Source organism: Arthrobacter sp. JB02-1C (genome assembly GCF_057748045.1).
This window is the reverse complement of record NZ_CM173235.1, coordinates 2,037,857-2,059,488: the sequence shown is the minus strand read 5'-3', so window position 1 is coordinate 2,059,488 and position 21,632 is coordinate 2,037,857. Positions and strand designations below refer to the sequence as shown.

Annotated in this window: 12 protein-coding genes, 3 rRNA genes and 1 riboswitch; of the genes, 7 read left to right on the top strand and 8 right to left on the bottom strand. The window is 63.8% G+C overall.

Annotated features, from left to right (window positions below):
- Positions 1 to 77 precede the first annotated feature (77 nt).
- The gene (locus AC3ANP_RS09855) at positions 78 to 914 is read left to right on the top strand and encodes an aldo/keto reductase (RefSeq protein WP_488333014.1); all 837 of its coding nucleotides are present in this window, start codon (positions 78 to 80) and stop codon (positions 912 to 914) included.
- Positions 915 to 927: 13 nt separating this feature from the next.
- Entirely contained in the window at positions 928 to 2,064 is a 1,137-nt protein-coding gene (locus tag AC3ANP_RS09850) for an NAD(P)/FAD-dependent oxidoreductase (protein WP_488330008.1), read from the top strand.
- Between the two features lie 80 nt (positions 2,065 to 2,144).
- On the opposite strand, the gene rrf is transcribed toward AC3ANP_RS09850, so the two are convergent.
- The 3 genes from rrf to AC3ANP_RS09835 form a co-directional block, all read right to left on the bottom strand.
- A 5S ribosomal RNA gene (gene rrf, locus AC3ANP_RS09845) occupies positions 2,145 to 2,261 on the bottom strand.
- 220 nt (positions 2,262 to 2,481) lie between these two features.
- Positions 2,482 to 5,617: ribosomal RNA gene (locus AC3ANP_RS09840) — 23S ribosomal RNA — on the bottom strand.
- Positions 5,618 to 6,141: 524 nt separating this feature from the next.
- Positions 6,142 to 7,667, bottom strand: a 16S ribosomal RNA gene (locus AC3ANP_RS09835).
- Together the 16S, 23S and 5S rRNA genes form the textbook arrangement of a ribosomal RNA operon.
- Positions 7,668 to 8,353: 686 nt before the next feature.
- On the opposite strand from AC3ANP_RS09835, the gene AC3ANP_RS09830 reads away from it, so the two are divergent.
- The 3 genes from AC3ANP_RS09830 to AC3ANP_RS09820 all read left to right on the top strand — a co-directional run bounded on the left by AC3ANP_RS09830 (position 8,354) and on the right by AC3ANP_RS09820 (position 11,436).
- Positions 8,354 to 9,580, top strand: coding sequence for a glycosyltransferase (locus AC3ANP_RS09830; RefSeq protein WP_488330007.1), 1,227 nt, complete (start codon positions 8,354 to 8,356; stop codon positions 9,578 to 9,580).
- A 197-nt stretch (positions 9,581 to 9,777) separates the two neighbouring features.
- On the top strand, positions 9,778 to 10,671 hold the full coding sequence (locus tag AC3ANP_RS09825; protein WP_488330006.1) for a glucose 1-dehydrogenase: 894 nt from the start codon (positions 9,778 to 9,780) through the stop codon (positions 10,669 to 10,671).
- 105 nt (positions 10,672 to 10,776) lie between these two features.
- Complete coding sequence (locus tag AC3ANP_RS09820; RefSeq protein ID WP_488330005.1) at positions 10,777 to 11,436, top strand: cyclodeaminase/cyclohydrolase family protein; 660 nt, start codon at positions 10,777 to 10,779, stop codon at positions 11,434 to 11,436.
- 21 nt (positions 11,437 to 11,457) lie between these two features.
- Here the strand turns inward: AC3ANP_RS09820 and AC3ANP_RS09815 are convergent, their stop codons facing one another.
- Positions 11,458 to 12,057, bottom strand: coding sequence for a 5-formyltetrahydrofolate cyclo-ligase (locus AC3ANP_RS09815; RefSeq protein ID WP_488330004.1), 600 nt, complete (start codon positions 12,055 to 12,057; stop codon positions 11,458 to 11,460).
- Between the two features lie 89 nt (positions 12,058 to 12,146).
- A riboswitch (SAM riboswitch) is annotated at positions 12,147 to 12,259 on the top strand.
- 39 nt (positions 12,260 to 12,298) lie between these two features.
- Between AC3ANP_RS09815 and AC3ANP_RS09810 the strand changes: the two genes are divergently transcribed.
- Together AC3ANP_RS09810 and AC3ANP_RS09805 are read left to right on the top strand one after the other, a co-directional pair.
- A complete protein-coding gene (locus AC3ANP_RS09810; RefSeq protein ID WP_488330003.1) occupies positions 12,299 to 12,940 on the top strand; it encodes an AmiS/UreI family transporter in 642 nt (213 codons plus the stop codon).
- A 49-nt stretch (positions 12,941 to 12,989) separates the two neighbouring features.
- Positions 12,990 to 14,237, top strand: a complete 1,248-nt coding sequence (locus AC3ANP_RS09805; RefSeq protein ID WP_488330002.1) for an acyl-CoA dehydrogenase family protein — start codon at positions 12,990 to 12,992, stop codon at positions 14,235 to 14,237.
- Between the two features lie 49 nt (positions 14,238 to 14,286).
- Here AC3ANP_RS09805 and AC3ANP_RS09800 read toward each other — a convergent pair whose 3' ends face one another.
- From AC3ANP_RS09800 to AC3ANP_RS09785, 4 genes are all read right to left on the bottom strand, one after another.
- Positions 14,287 to 14,481, bottom strand: a complete 195-nt coding sequence (locus AC3ANP_RS09800) for a hypothetical protein (RefSeq protein WP_488330001.1) — start codon at positions 14,479 to 14,481, stop codon at positions 14,287 to 14,289.
- A gap of 169 nt (positions 14,482 to 14,650) precedes the next feature.
- Positions 14,651 to 14,854 carry a cold-shock protein gene (locus AC3ANP_RS09795; RefSeq protein WP_066274236.1) on the bottom strand — a complete coding sequence of 68 codons (204 nt, stop codon included), beginning with the start codon at positions 14,852 to 14,854 and terminating at the stop codon, positions 14,651 to 14,653.
- Between the two features lie 190 nt (positions 14,855 to 15,044).
- Positions 15,045 to 16,931 (bottom strand): O-antigen ligase family protein, encoded by a 1,887-nt coding sequence (locus AC3ANP_RS09790; protein WP_488330000.1) that lies wholly within the window; start codon positions 16,929 to 16,931, stop codon positions 15,045 to 15,047.
- 65 nt (positions 16,932 to 16,996) lie between these two features.
- Entirely contained in the window at positions 16,997 to 21,442 is a 4,446-nt protein-coding gene (locus AC3ANP_RS09785; RefSeq protein WP_488329999.1) for a carboxypeptidase regulatory-like domain-containing protein, read from the bottom strand.
- Positions 21,443 to 21,632: the final 190 nt, after the last annotated feature.

The window sequence follows — 21,632 nt, the reverse complement described above, 5'->3', positions numbered from 1 at the left end:
CACCGACAGCCCCGACCCTTCAAGGAACCCATCCCATGCCCAGAGCCACTCACACACCCACCTTGGAACAAGAGTGGATGGCTTCGCCGCCCATCCCCACCCTTTCCCTTAATGACGGCCGCCGTCTGCCGCAGTTGGGATTCGGCGTGTTCAAGATTGCCGACGAGGACGTCGTCGCACCGGTAACAGAGGCGCTGGCGGCCGGCTACCGCAGCATCGACACCGCTGCTGCCTACGGCAACGAAGAAGGCGTAGGCAAAGCCCTCCGGCTCAGCGGCGTCGCCCGGGAAGAACTATTCATCACCACCAAAGTCTGGAACGCGGACCACGGCCGGGAAAGCACCCTCCGGGCTTTCGAGGTCAGCAGGCAGAAACTGGGGCTCGACTACCTCGACCTTTACCTTATTCACTGGCCAGCTCCTGCACAGAATAACTTCGTTGACACGTGGCGAGCACTTGAGTCGCTCCAGCAAGACGGGCTGGTCCGCTCTATCGGCGTTTCGAATTTCAACATTCCCCACTTGGAAACGCTGCTGCGGGAAACCGGCGTCGTCCCCTGTGTCAACCAGATCGAACTGCACCCCGCTCTGCCCCAAGACGCCCTGCGGTCCTACAATGCCAAACACGGTATCCAAACCCAGGCCTGGAGTCCTCTGGCCCGAGGGGCCATGCTGGGCAACCCACTGGTCGCCGACGTCGCGGACGCCCACAGCAAATCGCCAGCCCAAATCATCCTGCGCTGGCACCTCCAACTGGGCAACGCCGTCATCCCGAAATCGGTCACGCCCGCCCGGATCGCGGAGAACATGGCCATCTTCGATTTCGCACTCACAACCGCAGAAATGAACCGGCTCAGCAGCTTGGGAACCGGGGAACGCGTGGGCTCCGACCCCGACACCATGAACAAGCTTTAGAAAGGGAAGAAACATGACCAAGGAACACAAGAACGTCGTGGTTATCGGCGGCGGCATCCTGGGAGTTTCCACCGCTGCGGCACTGGCCAAGAAATCAGCCCATGTCTTGTTGGTTACGGACGAGCGGGTGGGCAGCGGAGCCTCGGGGCGCTCCCTGTCCTGGCTCAATGCGTTCCACGAAACGTCCCCTGCTTACCATGCGCTGCGGGTGGCTGCCATGGAACGCTATCGTGACTTCGCACGCCTTCATGACAGCGCCGGCTACCTACACTTCGACGGCGGAATCTACTGGAATCCCCCCGGGGCCACCGGCGGCAAGGAACACTTCGAGTACCTCCGGCGCCTCGACTACCCCGTCGAACTGCTCACCCCTGAGGAAGCCGCCGCCAGAGGGCTTGGGTTGAGCAATGACGTGCGCCCCGCCGACGGGATCTTTTTTTCTCCTGACGAAGGTTGGGTCGATCTGCCCAGCCTGATCGCGGAACTTCTGCGCGAGTTCACCCGCGACGGCGGCGAACTCATCGAAAACGCCGGCCGCTGTTCCGTCATTATCGAAGACGGTCGGGCCAACGGTGTGCAAACTGGAACGGGCCGCCGACTTGACGCTGACGCGGTAGTGCTGGCCACTGGCCCTTCAGTCCCCGCCGACGTTGCCGAAGCCGGGATCAACATCCCTGAGTCAACGCCAGTTTCCGTGCTGGTACGTACCCAGCCGGTCGACGTCCGACTCAAGGCAGTCATCAACTCGCCCCGTATTGCCGTACGACCCAACCTCGACGGCACGCTGGTCCTCGACCACAGTTGGGCGGAAGCCGAAGTGATCCGCCACGACGACGGCACGTTCACGGTGCCCGAGGAAACGCTGGAACGCTTGCTGGCAGAAGCATCCGCCGTCCTAGAGGGACACCCGGTCCTTCGGCTTGAATCGTACGGAGCTGGACCGAAACCGATTCCGGGCGACGGCTTTGCCGTTATAGGAGAACTGCCGGGGGTAAAGAACTATTTCACGGTCTTCACGCACAGCGGCGCCACTCTCGGCCTGATCCTTGGCGAACTGCTGGCAGCCGAAGTCCTCGGCGATAAGTGCGAGTTGCTCGATGAGTTCCGCCCGGAGCGATTTTCCGCCCACAGTGCGCAGCTTACCCATTAGCGGCCCAGACTAAGTGCATCCGGCCGGCGTGTTAAACGGCGCAGGCCCCGACGTTGTGTCGGGGCCTGGCTGTAATGGTTGTCCGGCGGTGACCTACTCTCCCACACCCTCCCGGGTGCAGTACCATCGGCGCTGTGGGTCTTAGCTTCCGGGTTCGGGATGGGACCGGGCGTTTCCCCCACGCTATGACCGCCGTAACTCGTGCTCCGCACCGTTCCGGCCCCTGGTGGGGTGGTGGTGGGAAATCTGTGGGTTACAACAGGTGGTGTTGTTATTTTGTTGTGTTGGTTCCTGCAACGTTGCCGTCGGGTGACGGGTTTGTTGTTTGGGAACCACATAGTGGACGCAAGCAGTCTTGTTTCTTTGTACCGCCCGTTGGTGGCAAACGCTTTTGAACCCGTTTGCCCCGGGTGGTGTGTGGTGTAAGTTATCGGCCTATTAGTACCGGTCAGCTTCACGAGTCGTTAGTCCTCGCTTCCACATCCGGCCTATCAACCCAGTGGTCTGGCTGGGGGCCTCTCACACACAAGGTGTATGGAAATCTCATCTCGAAGCGAGCTTCCCGCTTAGATGCTTTCAGCGGTTATCCCATCCGAACGTAGCTAATCAGCGGTGCACTTGGCAGTACAACTGACACACCAGAGGTTCGTCCGTCCCGGTCCTCTCGTACTAAGGACAGCCCTTCTCAAATTTCCTGCGCGCGCAGCGGATAGGGACCGAACTGTCTCACGACGTTCTAAACCCAGCTCGCGTACCGCTTTAATGGGCGAACAGCCCAACCCTTGGGACCTACTCCAGCCCCAGGATGCGACGAGCCGACATCGAGGTGCCAAACCATGCCGTCGATATGGACTCTTGGGCAAGATCAGCCTGTTATCCCCGAGGTACCTTTTATCCGTTGAGCGACGGCCATTCCACAATGTACCGCCGGATCACTAGTCCCGACTTTCGTCCCTGCTCGAGATGTCTCTCTCACAGTCAAGCTCCCTTGTGCACTTACACTCGACACCTGATTGCCAACCAGGCTGAGGGAACCTTTGGGCGCCTCCGTTACTTTTTAGGAGGCAACCGCCCCAGTTAAACTACCCATCAGGCACTGTCCCTGACCCGGATTACGGGCCGAAGTTAGATGTCCAAAGTGACCAGAGTGGTATTTCAACGATGACTCCACCCGGACTGGCGTCCGGGCTTCCACGTCTCCCACCTATCCTACACAAGCCACTCCGAACACCAATACCAAACTATAGTAAAGGTCTCGGGGTCTTTCCGTCCTGCTGCGCGTAACGAGCATCTTTACTCGTACTGCAATTTCGCCGAGTTTATGGTTGAGACAGCGGGGAAGTCGTTACTCCATTCGTGCAGGTCGGAACTTACCCGACAAGGAATTTCGCTACCTTAGGATGGTTATAGTTACCACCGCCGTTTACTGGGGCTTAAATTCTCAGCTTCGCCTTGCGGCTAACCGGTCCTCTTAACCTTCCAGCACCGGGCAGGAGTCAGTCCGTATACATCGTCTTGCGACTTCGCACGGACCTGTGTTTTTAGTAAACAGTCGCTTCCCCCTGGTCTCTGCGGCCCCGCCACGCTCCGGACAGCACGTGTCCATCACGGTAGGGGCCCCCCTTCTCCCGAAGTTACGGGGGCATTTTGCCGAGTTCCTTAACCATAATTCTCTCGATCGCCTTAGTATTCTCTACCTGATCACCTGTGTCGGTTTGGGGTACGGGCGGCTAAAACCTCGCGTCGATGTTTTTCTCGGCAGCATAGGATCACCGGATCCCCCCCTACGGGGGTCCCATCGGGTCTCAGGCATCATGAACGGCGGATTTGCCTACCGTTCGCCCTACATCCTTAGACCGGGGCAACCATCGCCCGGCCCGGCTACCTTCCTGCGTCACACCTGTTAATACGCTTGCCTCCCGGGATCAGGTCCCGCGCTCCACCAAAACCCTCACACCACAAGGGCGCTCGGGCAGGCTTCGGGCGGTTAGTATCCCCCGTTCAACATGGGCGGTTTTTCGCCGGTACGGGAATATCAACCCGTTGTCCATCGACTACGCCTGTCGGCCTCGCCTTAGGTCCCGACTTACCCAGGGCAGATTAGCTTGACCCTGGAACCCTTGATCATTCGGCGGACGGGTTTCTCACCCGTCTTTCGCTACTCATGCCTGCATTCTCACTCGTGTAGGCTCCACCGCTGGTTTACACCGCGACTTCACCGCCCACACGACGCTCCCCTACCCATCCAGACGCCTGAACCACAAGGGCTTAGCAAAAATCTGAATGCCACAACTTCGGCGGTGTACTTGAGCCCCGCTACATTGTCGGCGCGGAATCACTTGACCAGTGAGCTATTACGCACTCTTTTAAGGATGGCTGCTTCTAAGCCAACCTCCTGGTTGTCTTCGCAACTCCACATCCTTTCCCACTTAGCACACGCTTAGGGGCCTTAGTTGGTGGTCTGGGCTGTTTCCCTCTCGACTATGAAGCTTATCCCCCACAGTCTCACTGCTGCGCTCTCACTTACCGGCATTCGGAGTTTGGCTGACGTCAGTAACCTTGTAGGGCCCATTAGCCATCCAGTAGCTCTACCTCCGGTAAGAAACACGCAACGCTGCACCTAAATGCATTTCGGGGAGAACCAGCTATCACGAAGTTTGATTGGCCTTTCACCCCTACCCACAGCTCATCCCCTCCATTTTCAACTGAAGTGGGTTCGGTCCTCCACGACGTCTTACCGTCGCTTCAACCTGGCCATGGGTAGATCACTTCGCTTCGGGTCTAGATCACGCCACTGCAACGCCCTGTTCAGACTCGCTTTCGCTACGGCTTCCCCACACGGGTTAACCTCGCGACGTAACACTAACTCGCAGGCTCATTCTTCAAAAGGCACGCCGTCACCACAACACAGCAAGCTGCGATGGCTCCGACGGATTGTAAGCACACGGTTTCAGGTACTGTTTCACTCCCCTCCCGGGGTACTTTTCACCTTTCCCTCACGGTACTGGTCCGCTATCGGTCATTAGGGAGTATTTAGGCTTATCAGGTGGTCCTGACAGATTCACACGGGATTTCTCGGGCCCCGTGCTACTCGGGATACCTCCCAGGCGGCATGACAGCATTTCGGTTACGGGGCTCACACCCTCTCTGGCCGGCCTTTCAAGACCGCTCACCTATGCCCATGCAACACACCCCACTGTCCCGGCAGAGACAGAACGGAAAGTCCCACAACCCCGACCATGCAACGCCCGCCGGCTATCACACATGGAACGGTTTAGCCTGATCCGCGTTCGCTCGCCACTACTAACGGAATCACTATTGTTTTCTCTTCCTGCGGGTACTGAGATGTTTCACTTCCCCGCGTTCCCCCCACGCACCCTATGTGTTCAGATGCGGGTCACCAGGCAACTCGCGCCCCTGGCGGGGTTTCCCCATTCGGACACCCTGGGATCACAGTCCGGTTATCGACTCCCCCAGGCTTATCGCAGATTCCTACGTCCTTCTTCGGCTCCTAATGCCAAGGCATCCACCGTGTGCTCTTAAAAACTTGACCACAAAAGATCAAGGAGTAATTCACGAGAGAACCACGAAACCAACCCCACACCCAAAAGGCATGGAACCAGATCCAGGTTCATATTCTTGGAAATTGCTTCTTATAAAAGATGCTCGCGTCCACTATGTAGTTCTCAAACAACAACCCCGTACCACACACCCCACCCACGTCAACGCGCGTGATCGATGCAGCCAGGAAACCAGAAACAAACCAGCCCCACAGCACCAACCAGGCCTCCCCCGAAAGGAAAACCCCGCCCATGCCATGGTCCTGTTGTCTCAGGACCCAACAGTGTGCCAAACACTAAACCGCCCATCCCCTCCCCGCACCGTTCCAGGACAACCCGCCCCCCGAAGGGAACAAGTGACCGTACTGGGTGCCGGCAGAAAACCAGCGGCCGCTATTTGTTGATATTCCACCCGTGAGCACCCGCCGCAGAACAATCGCCTGCGCAACGGGCCTACTCCTGACAACACCACCACACAGACATAACGCCTGGCGTGGTTGTTGTAGGTGCTCCTTAGAAAGGAGGTGATCCAGCCGCACCTTCCGGTACGGCTACCTTGTTACGACTTAGTCCCAATCGCCAGTCCCACCTTCGACAGCTCCCTCCCACAAGGGGTTAGGCCACCGGCTTCGGGTGTTACCAACTTTCGTGACTTGACGGGCGGTGTGTACAAGGCCCGGGAACGTATTCACCGCAGCGTTGCTGATCTGCGATTACTAGCGACTCCGACTTCATGGGGTCGAGTTGCAGACCCCAATCCGAACTGAGACCGGCTTTTTGGGATTAGCTCCACCTCACAGTATCGCAACCCTTTGTACCGGCCATTGTAGCATGCGTGAAGCCCAAGACATAAGGGGCATGATGATTTGACGTCGTCCCCACCTTCCTCCGAGTTGACCCCGGCAGTCTCCCATGAGTCCCCGCCATAACGCGCTGGCAACATGGAACGAGGGTTGCGCTCGTTGCGGGACTTAACCCAACATCTCACGACACGAGCTGACGACAACCATGCACCACCTGTAAACCGGCCACAAGTGGGGGACCTGTTTCCAGGTCTTTCCGGTTCATGTCAAGCCTTGGTAAGGTTCTTCGCGTTGCATCGAATTAATCCGCATGCTCCGCCGCTTGTGCGGGCCCCCGTCAATTCCTTTGAGTTTTAGCCTTGCGGCCGTACTCCCCAGGCGGGGCACTTAATGCGTTAGCTACGGCGCGGAAAACGTGGAATGTCCCCCACACCTAGTGCCCAACGTTTACGGCATGGACTACCAGGGTATCTAATCCTGTTCGCTCCCCATGCTTTCGCTCCTCAGCGTCAGTTAATGCCCAGAGACCTGCCTTCGCCATCGGTGTTCCTCCTGATATCTGCGCATTTCACCGCTACACCAGGAATTCCAGTCTCCCCTACATCACTCTAGTCTGCCCGTACCCACCGCAGATCCGGAGTTGAGCCCCGGACTTTCACGGCAGACGCGACAAACCGCCTACGAGCTCTTTACGCCCAATAATTCCGGATAACGCTTGCGCCCTACGTATTACCGCGGCTGCTGGCACGTAGTTAGCCGGCGCTTCTTCTGCAGGTACCGTCACTTACGCTTCTTCCCTACTGAAAGAGGTTTACAACCCGAAGGCCGTCATCCCTCACGCGGCGTCGCTGCATCAGGCTTCCGCCCATTGTGCAATATTCCCCACTGCTGCCTCCCGTAGGAGTCTGGGCCGTGTCTCAGTCCCAGTGTGGCCGGTCACCCTCTCAGGCCGGCTACCCGTCGTCGCCTTGGTGAGCCATTACCTCACCAACAAGCTGATAGGCCGCGAGTCCATCCAAAACCACAAAAAAGCTTTCCACCCCCCACCATGCGATGAGGAGTCATATCCGGTATTAGACCCAGTTTCCCAGGCTTATCCCAGAGTTAAGGGCAGGTTACTCACGTGTTACTCACCCGTTCGCCACTAATCCCCCCAGCAAGCTGGAGATCATCGTTCGACTTGCATGTGTTAAGCACGCCGCCAGCGTTCATCCTGAGCCAGGATCAAACTCTCCGTTGAAGTAAAACAGACACAACCGGCACCCCCGGGAAAACGGGAGAAACCAGTCGCACAAATTTGAAACCAGCTGTAAAAACCATGCCATCCACGGGGTGGACAACACAGCCAAAACAACCAATCAATAAAACAATTGGTATCAACAAACTTGGCACACTATTGAGTTCTCAAACAACAGACACACCCGACACCACCCAAACCCAACGGTCCAGGATCGCTCCGGAGCAACTTTTCAAACTTACCCGGCCCCGCGGTCCTTTGCAAATCAACGTTTCCGCGATTACCAGTCCCACACGCCAGGCCCCCACCCGAAATCAGCACGCAAATTCGCGAACCATTTTCCAGGCCGTTTAGAAGGGGGTCGGTCGCTATCTTTCCGCTTCAGCGGCGGCGACTCGAACTACTTTACACACCAAACCGACCCGGAACAAATCCACGCCCGGCTGGCTCCAGAGGGACCAACTTCGGCGTGGTTCCGCGGATTTTCGAGCCGCAGGGCAGGGTTTTCGGCGCCGGCAGCCGGCAATCAGATGCTATGGAGTAGCTCACACCCCTGGAGGCCTCCGGGCCCTGTTGCGCGGGCGGCACCGCCACTATGCTTCATGCCCTAGCGACAGTCGGTCTGGATCAGGTCTGGATCAGGTCTGGATCAGGTCGGGCAGCCCGGGAGGCAGCACGAGGAGGACCCGATGGCAAGTTTTCTTTTTGCGACGCTGGACGCCGGCGGCAACCTACCGCCGGCCCTGGGCATCGGCCGCGAGCTGCTGCGCGAGGGGCATCGGGTGCGGTTCCTCGGACACCCCCGCCAAGCGGCGGCCGTCGAAGCCTCCGGCGCCGAGTTCATTCCCTACCGTGACGCGGCGCCGCTCGATCCCGTCGCCGACATCCCTGCCCACCGGCAGTTCGCCGCAATGCTCCGGGTGTTCGGCGACGCCGGCGCCGGCCGGGACCTTGTGGCGGAGGCGCGGCGCATGCTGCCCGACGTCGTCGTGGTCGACTGCCTGCTGCTGGGCGCGATCCGGGCGGCAGCGGAGGCCGGGCTCCGCCCCGTGGTGCTGGTCCACAGCTTCCTTGCCTTCTTCGACGGACCATTCCGGCGCGGGCCGATGGGGGCGGCGCTGGCGCTCCGGCGGCTGCCACCGGGGCACGTGCTGCGACAGGCTGAGCGGGTGCTGGTGTGCGCAGATCCCGCCCTGGACCCGGCCGGTCCGCCCACCGGCGCAAGCGGACCCGGTGCAAGCGGACCGGGCGCCACTGGGCCGGGCGCCACGGGACCGGTGTGGTCCGGCGCGGTGCTGGACGGCATCGGCCCAGGCCGGGCGAGCGGCACTACAGTACAGGCACCACCGCCGGCGCTGGGCCGCACCGCAGGGCACACGCCGGGAGGCGGTCCGCCGGAGGTGCTGGCCAGCTTGAGCACCACGGCGTTTCCGGGGCAACGGCGGGCGCTGCAGAACATCCTGGACGCGGCCGCCGCGCTGCCGATCACGCTAACCGTGACCACCGGGCCTGCCGTGGACCCCGCGGAACTGTCCGCGCCGGCGAACGCCACGGTGCACCGCTACGTGGACCATCTTCAGCTGATGCCCCGCTGCAGCGCGGTCATCGGCCACGGCGGACACGCCACCACCATGCGGGCGCTGGCCCATGGCCTGCCACTGATGATCCTGCCGATGCACCCCATGATGGACCAGCCGATGATCGGCAAAGCCGTCCGCGATGCAGGCGCGGGAGTGCTCCTGCGCCGCACATCTCCGCCGGAACAGATCGCTGCCGCGCTTACCGCCCTGCTGGGATCCGAGAGCCACCGCCGGGCGGCGGAACTGCTGGGGGCCCGCCTCCGCGCGGCCGACGGCGCACGCACGGGGGCGCGGGTGCTGGCGGAGCTGGCCGGTCCCCGCGGTCCGGCACGCTGACACCGACGACGGGCCAGGGCCCACCCGCGCCCGCCGGCCCACCCGTGCCTTCCGCCCCACCACCCCCGCGCAGCCCCGTCCGCAGGCGACCAACCTCCAACCCGGCCGTTGCGCCTGTCCCCCGCTCTGCTTACGCTGGTTACTAAGCATGCTTAGCATGTGGATGCCAGCCGACCGCAACCATCCGGAGGAGAACCATGACTGACCAGTACACGTTCAGGAATCCCGTTACCGCGTACGAGCAGGTCGAACCGCCCGAGCAGAGCCAGCCGGAGCCCGGTCTGGACGCAAAGATGACGCCCAAGGCGGACCTGGGCGAGGAGAGCTACCGCGGCACCGGCCGGCTGGAGGGCCGGAAGGCAATCATCACCGGCGCGGATTCCGGGATCGGGGCCGCGACGGCGATCGCCTTCGCCCGCGAGGGTGCCGACGTCGTGATGTCCTACCTGCCGGAGGAGGAAGAGGACGCCGCCCGGATCGCGAACCTGATCGAGAAGGCCGGCCGCAAGGCGATCAAGGTACCCGGCGACCTGAAGGATTCGGCGGTGTGCAAGGACCTGGTGGAGACCGCGGTGCGGGAGCTCGGCGGACTGGACATCCTGGTCAACAACGCCGGCAAGCAGGTGGCGCAACAGGACCTTCGCGACATCGACGACGTCCAGTTCGACCACACGCTCAAGACCAACGTCTACGCCATGTTCTGGCTGACCCGGGAGGCGCTGCCGCACCTTTCGCCCGGATCGACCATCATCAATACGACGTCGATCCAGGCCTACAGCCCGTCGGAAACCCTGGTGGATTACGCCACCACGAAAGCGGCGATCAACAACTTCACCAAGGGCCTGGCGCAGCAGCTCGCACCGAAGGGGATCCGGGTCAACGCGGTGGCGCCCGGCCCCATCTGGACCCCGCTGCAGCCCAGCAGCGGCCAGCCCACCGAGGAACTGCCGGAGTTCGGCAAGCAGACCCCGCTGGGCCGCGCCGGCCAGCCGGCCGAGCTGGCGCCGGCGTACGTGTTCCTCGCCTCGCCGGAGTCCAGCTACGTGGTGGGCGAGACGCTGAACGTCAACGGCGGCATGCCGACGCCGTAAGGAGCGGCGCCGTAAGGAGCAGCGCAGTAAGGAGCGGCGCTCGGACTGCAGCAAACGCCAGCCGGCGGGTGACGGCACCCGCGGCGTCGGGGCAGACTTGGTTTCATGGCTGATTCGGAAGCAGTGACAACCCGGCGTTCGACGGTTGAACAGTGGACGCTCGCGTTGGCGGAATCCGTGGGCTCCCCCGGTGGTGGTGCCGGGTCCGCGGTGATGCTTGCCATCGCCGGGTCCCTGACGTCGATGGTGGCCGGATACACCGACGCCGATGAGCAGCAACGCGCTGAACTCGAGGATGTTCACACCCGGGCCCGTTCACTGCGGGAAGCCGCGCTCCGCCTGGCCGACGACGACTCCGCCGCCTCCAAAGCCTTCGGGGCCGCCTTCCGCCTGGACCCCGGGCCCGAACGCGAGGACGCCATCCACAAAGCCTCCGTCGAGGCCGCAAAATCCTCTGCCCTGCTCGGCGAGCGGGCCATCGATGCCATCGCGGACCTGGAATGGCTGGCAGCGCACGGCAACCCTGCGCTGATCGCCGATGTGGTTGTCGCTTTTGGAGCCCTCAGGGCAGCCCTCACCGGAGCGCGCACCAACGTCAGCTACGACCTGTCAGCGCTGAACTCGGCCGGCGCCAGCCTCGAACAGGTCCGCCACGACCACCCGGACCTGTGGGCGACGGTGACGCACCTCAACGCCGCCCTGGACCGGATCGACAAGCTGACGGCCGACATCGACCACCGGGCAGCCCCCACCGACGCCCTCTGACCGGGGGCGCGCCGTTGCCGGTCAAAATACTGTGGTGCCGCCGGGCGTGACCACCCCGTCGACCGGCCGGTCGTGGCTCTCCCGCGGCACCACATCCAGGAACTCCTCATCATAAATGACGGCGAACACCGCAGGAGGCTTCGCCAGGGATGCCAGGGCCCGGTCAAAGTACCCGCGGCCCCATCCCATCCGCATTCCCGCACGGTCCACCGCCGCGGCAGGAACAAGCAGCAGCTCGATGCGCTGGACCACGCTGGCGGGCACCACCTCGCCGACCATCTCCGAGATGCCGAACAGCCCAGGCTGCTCGCGTCCCCCGGTCGCAGCCACCCAGTCCAGCAACCCGTCCGGCCTGCTCAGCGGAACCAGAACGTCCACGCCGTTCGCGGCGGCCCACGCCAGGAACGGCCGGGTGTTGGGCTCATCGCCGCCCGAGAGATAGCAGCCCACCAAGGCCGGGGCGCGCTGCCGAACCAGGGCAACCAGCTGCTCCGTCAGGCCAGCCGCCGCCGGCCCCTGTTCCGCCCGCCCCTGCTCCGCCGCCACCCGGGTCCGGCGGCCGCGCCGGACCTCGGCGCGCAGTTTTGCCTTTGCCTCCCGCACTGAATCATCCGACGTCATGGTCCGACAGTAGCTTCAATCGTCGGGCGCTTCATGTGACGCAACTTACTTGTCGGGGGCCTTCCGCGGCCCCTAGTGTCCTAGGTACAGATCAAGAGTTCCAGCATTAAGCCCTGGCTTGTTGGACGGCAACCCTCTTCGTGGCGGGGTGCCCCAGGTGAAGATCCGGCCGTGCGCATAAGCGCCGCGGCAAGCATCGAGTCCCGCTGTCGGCGGGGCGTCCTCGTGGACGGAATTTTCCATGTCATATATCTGCCTGATCCTTTCCGGCGCTGCCCTCCTGATCAACGGCCTGGCCCTCTTGGGCCGCATCCCGGCCCGTGACAGCGGCGCGTTCAACATCCTCATCGGCCTGTTCCAGCTCGTGCTGGCCGTGCTCCTCGCGGTCGCGGCCGGCGGTAACGGCGCCTTGCTGCTCGGAGCCGCCGGCATCGTGCTCTTCGGCCTCACGTACCTCTACGTCGGACTGAACGCCGTGCTCGGCCTGGGCTCGGCCGGCATCGGCTGGTTCTGCGCCCTGGTGGCCGTGCTCGCCGTCTTCTACGCCGCGACCAACGTCGCGGCAGACCCGTTCCTGGCCGTGCTGTGGCTCAGCTGGGCGGTCCTCTGGTTCCTGTTCTTCCTGGTCCTGGCCGGCGGACGGTCCTCGCTCTCGGCGTTCACCGGCTGGGCGGCCCTGCTGACCGGACAGCTCACGACGACGACGCCGGCCCTGCTGGGACTCTCCGGCGCGTGGCCGGCCGGCTGGTCCGCGGCGGTGCTGGCCGCCGTCGTCGTCGCCGCTGCGTTCGCCGGGGCCCTGGCGCTGGCCAGGTCCGCCGCTGCGCGGACTCCTGCGGATGCCGCAACGGCACCCGCCGCCGTCGAACCCGCCACCGCGTAACCATCACCCCACCAACTCCAAGCTCACACCACAGACGAAAGGCCATGCCATGTCATCAGTAATTACCGCTGTGCCCGAAGCCGACTACCAGACCCTCGCCGGCCGGTTCCGCCCCATCTTTGCCCGCATCGCCGAAGGCGCCAGCGCCCGGGAACAGGACCACACGCTGCCGTTCGCGGAAATCAAGGAGCTCACCGCGGCAGGCTTCGGCGCCCTCCGCGTTCCGGTGTCCGACGGCGGTTTGGGCGCCTCCCTGCCGCAGCTCTTCCGGCTGCTCAGCGAGCTCGCGGCCGCTGACTCCAACATCCCGCAGGCCCTCCGCGGGCACTTCGCCTTCGTTGAAGACCGTCTGGTCTCCACCGGCGCGCAGCGCGCGGTGTGGCTGGAACGGTTCGTCAAGGGCGAGATCGCGGGCAACTCGTGGACCGAGGTTGGAACCGTGAAAATCGGCGACGTGATCACCAAGGTCAGTCCGGACCCGGAGAGCAGTACCGGCGGGTTCCGGATCAGCGGCACGAAGTACTACTCCACCGGCAGCATCTTCGCCGACTGGATCGACACCTTCGCGCAGCGCACGGACAACGGTGTGAAGGTGATCGCCGTCGTCAACGCGCACCAGCCGGGCGTCGCGCACTCGGACGACTGGGACGGTTTTGGGCAGCAGACCACCGGCTCGGGCACCAGCACCTTCACGGACGCGGTGGTCGAGGCCGGGAATGTCATCGATTTCGACACGCGGTTCAAGTACCAGACGGCGTTCTACCAGGCAGTGCTGCTGGCCGTGCTGGCCGGAAGCATCAAGGCCGCCGAGCGGGAGATCGCCGCGGAGGTCCGCAACCGGACCCGGATCTTCTCGCACGGGAACGCCGATTCCTTCGCGGCGGATCCGCAGATTCTGCAGGTCGTGGGCCAGGTCTCGGCCAAGGCCTACGCGGCCGACGCCACGCTGGAGCGCGCGGCCCGGGCGCTGCAGGGCGCCTACGACGGGGCATTCCTGGGTGATCCGGACGAGGAGGAGCGCCTCAACGACGCCGCCGAGCTGGAGACCGCGCAGGCGCAGATCATCCTGACCGAGCTTGCCACCCGGGCCACTTCGGACATCTTCGACGCCCTCGCGGCCTCCGGCACCAGCACCAAGAAGAACCTGGACCGGCACTGGCGGAACGCGCGCACGGCCGCCAGCCACAATCCGTGGGTCTTCAAGGCCCGCATCGTGGGTGACTACGCCGTGAACGGCACCACTCCCCCGCGGGTCTGGGCCATCGGCGCCGGGCCCAAGGCGGACACTGCGAAGTAGGCCCGGCGCCCGGGCGCCGGGCTCCTCCCGGCCGGGCGGCGGCGGCTGGCTACCGCGGCCGCGGGGCGCTCCGGATGTTCAGGCTCGCCGAGGCGTACGGGACGCTCGGCAGGTTGCCCGCCTTCCACGGTTCGACGGAGAGAATCTCCGGGGTGTGGCCGTGGCCGTCGCGCGCGTCGGCAACAATGGTGCCGGCAATGGCGGCCAGCCCGGCGGCGGCGAGGAGGATTGCGAATATTTCCATGGTTCATGCACCTCGCGTGCGGTGATGTATTAATCATCCCGCTATCCCGGGTGCCGGAACAGCCCTTCCCGCCCGCCGCCGCGATGTGGCACACGCAGGTTAAACAAAAGCAGGGCCCGTCCGAAGACGGGCCCTGCTCGAAACCTAACGGTCCAGAGTCTCTAAAGAATTAGAGGGACTGGATGTTGACGGCCTGGGGACCCTTGGGGCCCTGCTCGGTTTCGAAGGAGACCTTCTGGTTCTCTTCGAGGGAGCGGAAGCCGGAGGAAGCGATCGCGGAGTAGTGCGCGAAGACGTCCTGCGAGGAGTCATCGGGGGAAATGAAGCCGAAGCCCTTTTCAGCGTTAAACCATTTGACGGTACCAGTAGCCATTATTTTTGTCCTTCGTGAAGGTAGAGGAAAAGTCCCGACTTTCGGGTCCTCCGGTGTGGGGTGCTCAAAACCGCTGCTTCAGAAGAACACGGACTTTCGACCGCGCGTACTGCCTGAACTACGAACTGCATAAACACAACAACAGGAACAACACTACAGGACTTTTGTGGGCCGGGTTACCACGCCCGCACTAGCCTGCCCGCAGGGCCTCCGCGCGGGCCCGCGCTTGTCCCGCAGCCTGCGATTCGCCCAGTCTGTCGTAGATCCGGGCTAGCACAGTCCACGGTTCCGCGGACCGGGGGTCCCGTTCTGCTGCGGCCGTCAGATCGGCGATGCTGTCCTTGACCTGGCCCAGGCCGAAGTTGGCCACAGCGCGCTGGAGGTACGGACCGGAGTCAGAGGGCGAACGGGCAATAACCCCCTCGAGAATGTCTTTGCCCTGTTGGAGGCTGCCGCTGTTGATGTAGCCGATGGCCAGGGCCACCCCGGCTTCTGACGACTCCGGCGTCCGGGCCAGGGCAATGCGGGCCCAGTCCATCGCGTGCTTCGCTGCTCTAACGTCGCCGTCGGCCGCGGGACCGGCAAAGGCCTGCGCCGCCAGGAGTGCTGTATCCGAGTCCCAGGGCCGCAAGCCGTAAGCGCGCTGGAACTGGGACTCCGCCGTCGCCAGGTCACCCGCGTCGACGGCAGAAGTTGCTGCCGCCATCGGCCATTCCGCGAGCGTCGCCGGGGCTGCGAAGCTGAATCCGAGCGCGAAGAGCGCAACCGATGCCACCGCTTTGGCCGGGAAAGCGCGCCATTTGTGGAACAGGGACCGGTCCTTCGCGGCAGGCAGGAGGCTCTGCCCAGCCGCCTTAGGCGTGGATACCAGGCTTCCGCAGATAACGGCTGCCAAGGGGGTGGTGGCCGGCGAGGTGAATCCGGTCAGAAGTATCAGCCCGTAGGCGGCCGCGGCTGCCAGTGCACCGGTCAAATTGTCTCGGTCGACTCGTTGTTCCGCGCTGAGGATGTTCGCTCGCGCGCTGCGGAGGATCAGTGCCGTCAGCAGGACTGCCGCTGCGAGCAGGGGCAATCCACCCGCTGTTGCGGCCTGCAGCAGCCATGAGTGCGGCGAGTCAGGGGGAAAGGTATTGCCCACCCGGACTGCCCATTCGAGGGTGTGGTAGCCCGTGATCGCATCCACAAATCCATTTGGGCCGACGCCCGCCCACAAATGGTCGGCGACGAGTTGAAGACTCTCACCCCACAGCAGCCACCTGCCATTGATGGTGTCGGGATTGAAAAGGCGTTCTCGAGCCGCTGGCACCGCGACGGCGGCGGCGGCCAGCACGAGGAGCGCCGCCCCGCCGGCAACGATGGTGCGGGTCCGGCGTGGAGCACGGCGTACCGCCGTCGCGGTGAGCAGCACGACGACGGCGGCGAGGCCAAGTATTGCGGCCCGGGAACCGGACATCACGGTTGTCAGGACCGCCGCTGCCAGGCCGATGCGTGCCGTCCAGTTGGGGCCGCGCAGGGCGGGCAGGGCCAGAACCGCGGCCGCCAACACCCCGATGATTCCTTGGTCCGTCGCGTTGCCCAGGGTCGCCCCGGGCCGCAGGTCGTCTGCGCCGCCCAGTGGCCGGAAGCCAGCCGCCTCAAGCGCACTCACCAGGCTTACTATCACCGCAGCGGGAGCGAGGACGCTCCGGAAGGCAGCCCAGTGCCGGGCGCTGGCCGGACCGCCAAAGACCTTGGCGCCTAAAGCAAAGGCAGCGAAGTACAGCGCGATGACCGGCGCCCCTTCGAACCGGGGCCAGCGTCCCAGGAGGCTGACCATCGGGTTAGCTGAGAACGCGATGGCGGCGACGAGCACCAGTGCCGCTGCCCACAGTGCCCAACGGACGTTCCGCGGCAGCCTGCCTCCTCCGTGCGCAAGGGCTCCCACCCCAAGGGCAATGAGAAGCCAGAGGACCTTGATCCAGGTAAACCGAAACAGCCCGCCGGGCTGGAAGACCAGGACAGATGAGGCGAACAGCCCAACGCACAGTTGGGGCGCGAAGACCCGCGCCCTCTCCAACGCTCGGATGGGGAGGGACACGGGTCTCCTTTGGTGCTCAGTTTGCGGCGCGGTGGACGGGGGCGCCTACAGCGGCGCGGGACAGTTTAGCCGGCGGTCACTGCCTTCGTCGCAGCACTGGTCTTCGCCCCGCTCACATACCCCGCCTTGGACCCGGTCACCGTCACCGTGATCGCCTTGCCCAAATCAGCGGCCGTCAACACATACGTGCTCGCCGTCGCACCCAGGATATTCACCCCGGACCGCTTCCACTGATACGCCAGCGCCACCGGCGCCGGACCCCACACCCCCGGAACCGCCGTCAGCTTCTCCCCGGTCACCGTCAACCCGGACACCGTCGGAACCGGAGCAACCGTCAACGCCACCGGCGCCGTCACCGCCTTCGTCGCAGCACTGGTCTTCGCCGCGCTCACATACCCCGCCTTGGACCCGGTCACCGTCACCGTGATCGCCTTGCCCAAATCAGCGGCCGTCAACACATACGTGCTCGCCGTCGCACCCAGGATATTCACCCCGGACCGCTTCCACTGATACGCCAGCGCCACCGGCGCCGGACCCCACACCCCCGGAACCGCCGTCAGCTTCTCCCCGGTCACCGTCAACCCGGACACCGTCGGAACCGGAGCAACCGTCAACGCCACCGGCGCCGTCACCGCCTTCGTCGCAGCACTGGTCTTCGCCGCGCTCACATACCCCGCCTTGGACCCGGTCACCGTCACCGTGATCGCCTTGCCCAAATCAGCGGCCGTCAACACATACGTGCTCGCCGTCGCACCCAGGATATTCACCCCGGACCGCTTCCACTGATACGCCAGGGCCACCGGCGCCGGACCCCACACCCCCGGAACCGCCGTCAGCTTCTCCCCGGTCACCGTCAACCCGGACACCGTCGGAACCGGAGCAACCGTCAACGCCACCGGCGCCGTCACCGCCTTCGTCGCGGCACTGGTCTTCGCCGCGCTCACATACCCCGCCTTGGACCCGGTCACCGTCACCGTGATCGCCTTGCCCAAATCAGCGGCCGTCAACACATACGTGCTCGCCGTCGCACCCAGGATATTCACCCCGGACCGCTTCCACTGATACGCCAGGGCCACCGGCGCCGGACCCCACACCCCCGGAACCGCCGTCAGCTTCTCCCCGGTCACCGTCAACCCGGACACCGTCGGAACCGGAGCAACCGTCAACGCCACCGGCGCGGTGGGACCGAAGGTGAGGGTGCCGAGGTCAGTGGTCTTGCCGACCGTGGTCGCTACCGCTGTAGCAGCCGCCTCGGTGGGGGCATTACCTGAATAGACCCGTGTTCCGTCCGCGCCTGACCGGGCAGTGACGACATATTTGCCGCTGCTCAATCCTCCGACTGCGAACCTTCCGCTCGAGTCCGTGGTCCCGCTTCGGGTGACAAGACTGCCGTCGCGGGTGTACGCCTGCACTCCGGTGTTGGGCAGCGGGTTGCCTGCCTTGTCTTTCAGCACCCCGGTGATCGTTGCGCCTGGGGCCAGAGTGGCGTTGATGCTCGCCGCGGTCTGACTGGACGCGAGAGTCAGCGTCTGAGCCGCGCCGAGCCCGGCGGATTCAGGCTTGTTGTTGTAGTACTGGGCCTCGGCAACCGATGAGCCACTGGCCCGGTTGAAGGCGACTTTGTAGGAGCCCGCGGCAAGACCGGTGATGCTGTAGGTTCCGTCCAAGCCTGCGTAGCCGCTCTTCACGACGGCACCGGCGGCGTTCAACACGCTGACCGGAGTGGAGTCCGGCGTGCTGCCGGTGAGCTTGCCACTGATGGTGGAGCCGGCTACCAACGCGGGGTTGATGCCGGTCAGGACCTGCCCCGCGGTCACGGCCAGGGTTCGGGCCGTGTCGAAGGTGGCGGCCCGGTCGAACCATTGGTCGGCTGCCCCGGTGTTCCAACCTGAGATGAAGAGCTTGTAGGGCCCGGCGGGCAGCCCCACCACTTGGTAGGTTCCGTCGGCGCTCACGTCGGCGCGGGCCACTTGGGTCGTCGACGAGCCTGCGGCGTAAACGCGGACTTCCGTCGCAGCGACGGGGACGCCGCGCATGATCGTCTTTCTGAGCTCGACGCCGATGGGGGCTGAAACTTTTCCGCTGATGGTCGCTCCCCTGACGACGGCGGCGTCGACGCCGGCCAGGTCCTGGCCGGCCGTAACGGTTATGGGTGTGGCCGTCTCGAAGGATGTGCCGCCCTTGTACCACTGGTCAACGGCGCCGGTGGACCCTCCCCGGAAAGCCAGCTTGTAGGATCCGGCGGGCAGGCCGATAATTCTGTAGCTTCCCGCCGACACCCAGGCGGCGTAAGTGCGGGGCTGGTCCGTTGGGGCCGACGGCGTCGCTTCGACCCTGATGCTCGACGCATCGACTCCAGCCGGAGTTGTCACTTTGCCGCTGATCGTCGCGCCCTTGATCAAGGTGGCGTTGACTCCGGTCAGGTCCTGGCCGGCGGTGACGGTGACTGCGGTGGCCTTGTACGGCGAGTCCGCGTTCTGGTGCCAGATTTCCACGGCGCCGGTGTCAAAGCCAGCGAACTGGAGTCGATACGATCCAGCCGCGAGGCCGATGACCTTGTAGCTGCCGTCCGGCGCCACGCTGATGGCTTGTGCCACGGGGGTCATTGACGCCGCGGACCAGACGTTTACGTATGCTCCGGCAACATTGACTCCTGCCGGGGCGGTGAGCTTGCCGCTAATCGTTGCGCCCTTGACCAAGGCGGCGTTAATGCCGGTGAGGTCTTGTCCTGCCGTTACGGTGACGGGAGTGGCGGTGTCAAAGGAAGCTGCATTCTTGTGCCACTGCTCGAGGGCGCCCGTGTTCCAGCCGGAGAATTGGAGCTTGTATGATCCTGCCGCGAGGCCGGTGATTCTGTAACTGCCGTCTGGATTGACGCTGGCGGACTGGTTCGTCGGGTTCCTCGTGCTCGCCGAGTAGGCGCTGACGTAGGCGGCGGCTAGAGTCACGCCTGCGGGGGCGGTGACCTTGCCGCTGATTGTGGCGCCCCTGACAAGGGTGGCGTTGATTCCGGTGAGATCCTGGCCCGCAGCGACGGTTACGGGCGTGGCTTTGTCATACGAGGAGGCATTCAGGTGCCATTGCTCCATGGCGCCAGAGTTCCTGCCGTCAAACAGGATCTTATAAGCGCCTGCCGGCAGCCCGCTGATCTTGTAGCTGCCGTCAGGCGCAACGTTGGCACGTGGGCCGGCTTGGGTTTGTGAGGCTGCCGAAGTCGCCATGACTGAAAGGTTGGACAGATTCACGCCCGGCGGCGCCGTGACTTTTCCGCTGACGCTGGCACCCTTGACCAGATTGCTGTTAATACCGGTGAGAGCCTGCCCGACAGCGACAGTGACCGCCACCGCAGTGTCAACGTTGGCGCCATTCGGGTACCACTGTCCGAGGATTCCGTTGCCGGAGAACCCGATGATGTAGGACCCCGCGGCGAGCCCGGCGAGCTTGTAGCTCCCGTCTGTGCCGATGCTGGCAGACATTATGTATTGCCCCTCCGAGCCGGGCAGCGAGGCAGAGACGGACAGGCTGGAAAGGTTCACGCCGGGGGGCGCAGTGGCTTTGCCGCTGATGCTTGCACCCAAGACCAGGGCAGCGTCGATACCACCAAGCTGCTGCCCTGCGGCTACGGTCACTGCCGTGGCGGATTCAAAGGACACCGAATTCTTGTACCACTGGTCGAGGGTTCCACTGTTCCAGCCGAAGTACCGGACCTTGTAGGAACCTGCCGGCAAGCCGCTGATCTTGTAGCTTCCGTCCTGCGCCACAGCGCCTGACTGCGTTGCTTGCCATTGCGCGTCGGCCGGAGTCGCGCTCACCATGAGGGTGGTGGCGTTCACGCCCGCGGGGACGGTGACCTTGCCGCTGATCGCGGCGCCCGTCACCAGGGCCGCGTTGATTCCTGTGACGCTCTGCCCCGTGGAAACGGTCACTGCAGTGGCCGTTTCAAAGGAGGTGGCATTTTTATACCACTGCTCCATTGCCACGCTGCCCTGGCCGGAGAACCTGATCTTGTAGGAGCCGGCCGAAAGACCCGCAAATTTGTAACTGCCGTCGAGGGCCACACTGGCAAACTGGCCTGCTTGCCCTGGAGCCGCGGTCGGGATGGCATTGACGTAGACGTTGGACAGGAGCACCCCCACCGGGGCGGTGATTTTTCCGCTGATCGTGGCGCCGTTCACCAGGGTTGCGTCAATTCCCGAGACGTTTTGCCCCGCCGCAACCGCGACCGCCGTGGCAGATCCAAAGGACGCCGCGTTCTGGTACCACTGTTCGGGGGCCCCGTTGCCATTCGAACCGGAGAACTGGACTCTGTAGAAGCCCGCCGGCAGGCCGGTGATCTTGTAGGTGCCGTCCGCCCCAATTTGCGCGCTGTACGGCGGGGCCTCAGAGTCGGAGAGGTAGGCGTATACAGATGTACCCGAGATATCCATGCCGGAGGGGGCCCGCACGGTGCCCTGAATCGAACCTGTAGTGGTTGTATCGGCAGCTGTCGCAGGTACGGCACCGAGCATCATGATTAGCGCCAAAAGTGCGCTAAGTAAGGCAGGCAAGCGGAGCCGACTCGTCGTTGCGAGCATGTATTTCCCCCAAGTTCGTGCATCAGCAGAAGCTGCGCAACCAAAAAGTCCGGTTCGCCGGAATCTGCACATAGTAACCCGCGGTTCGAGTTTCAACTATCACTTAGTTCCTAGAAATCTCCTGTGT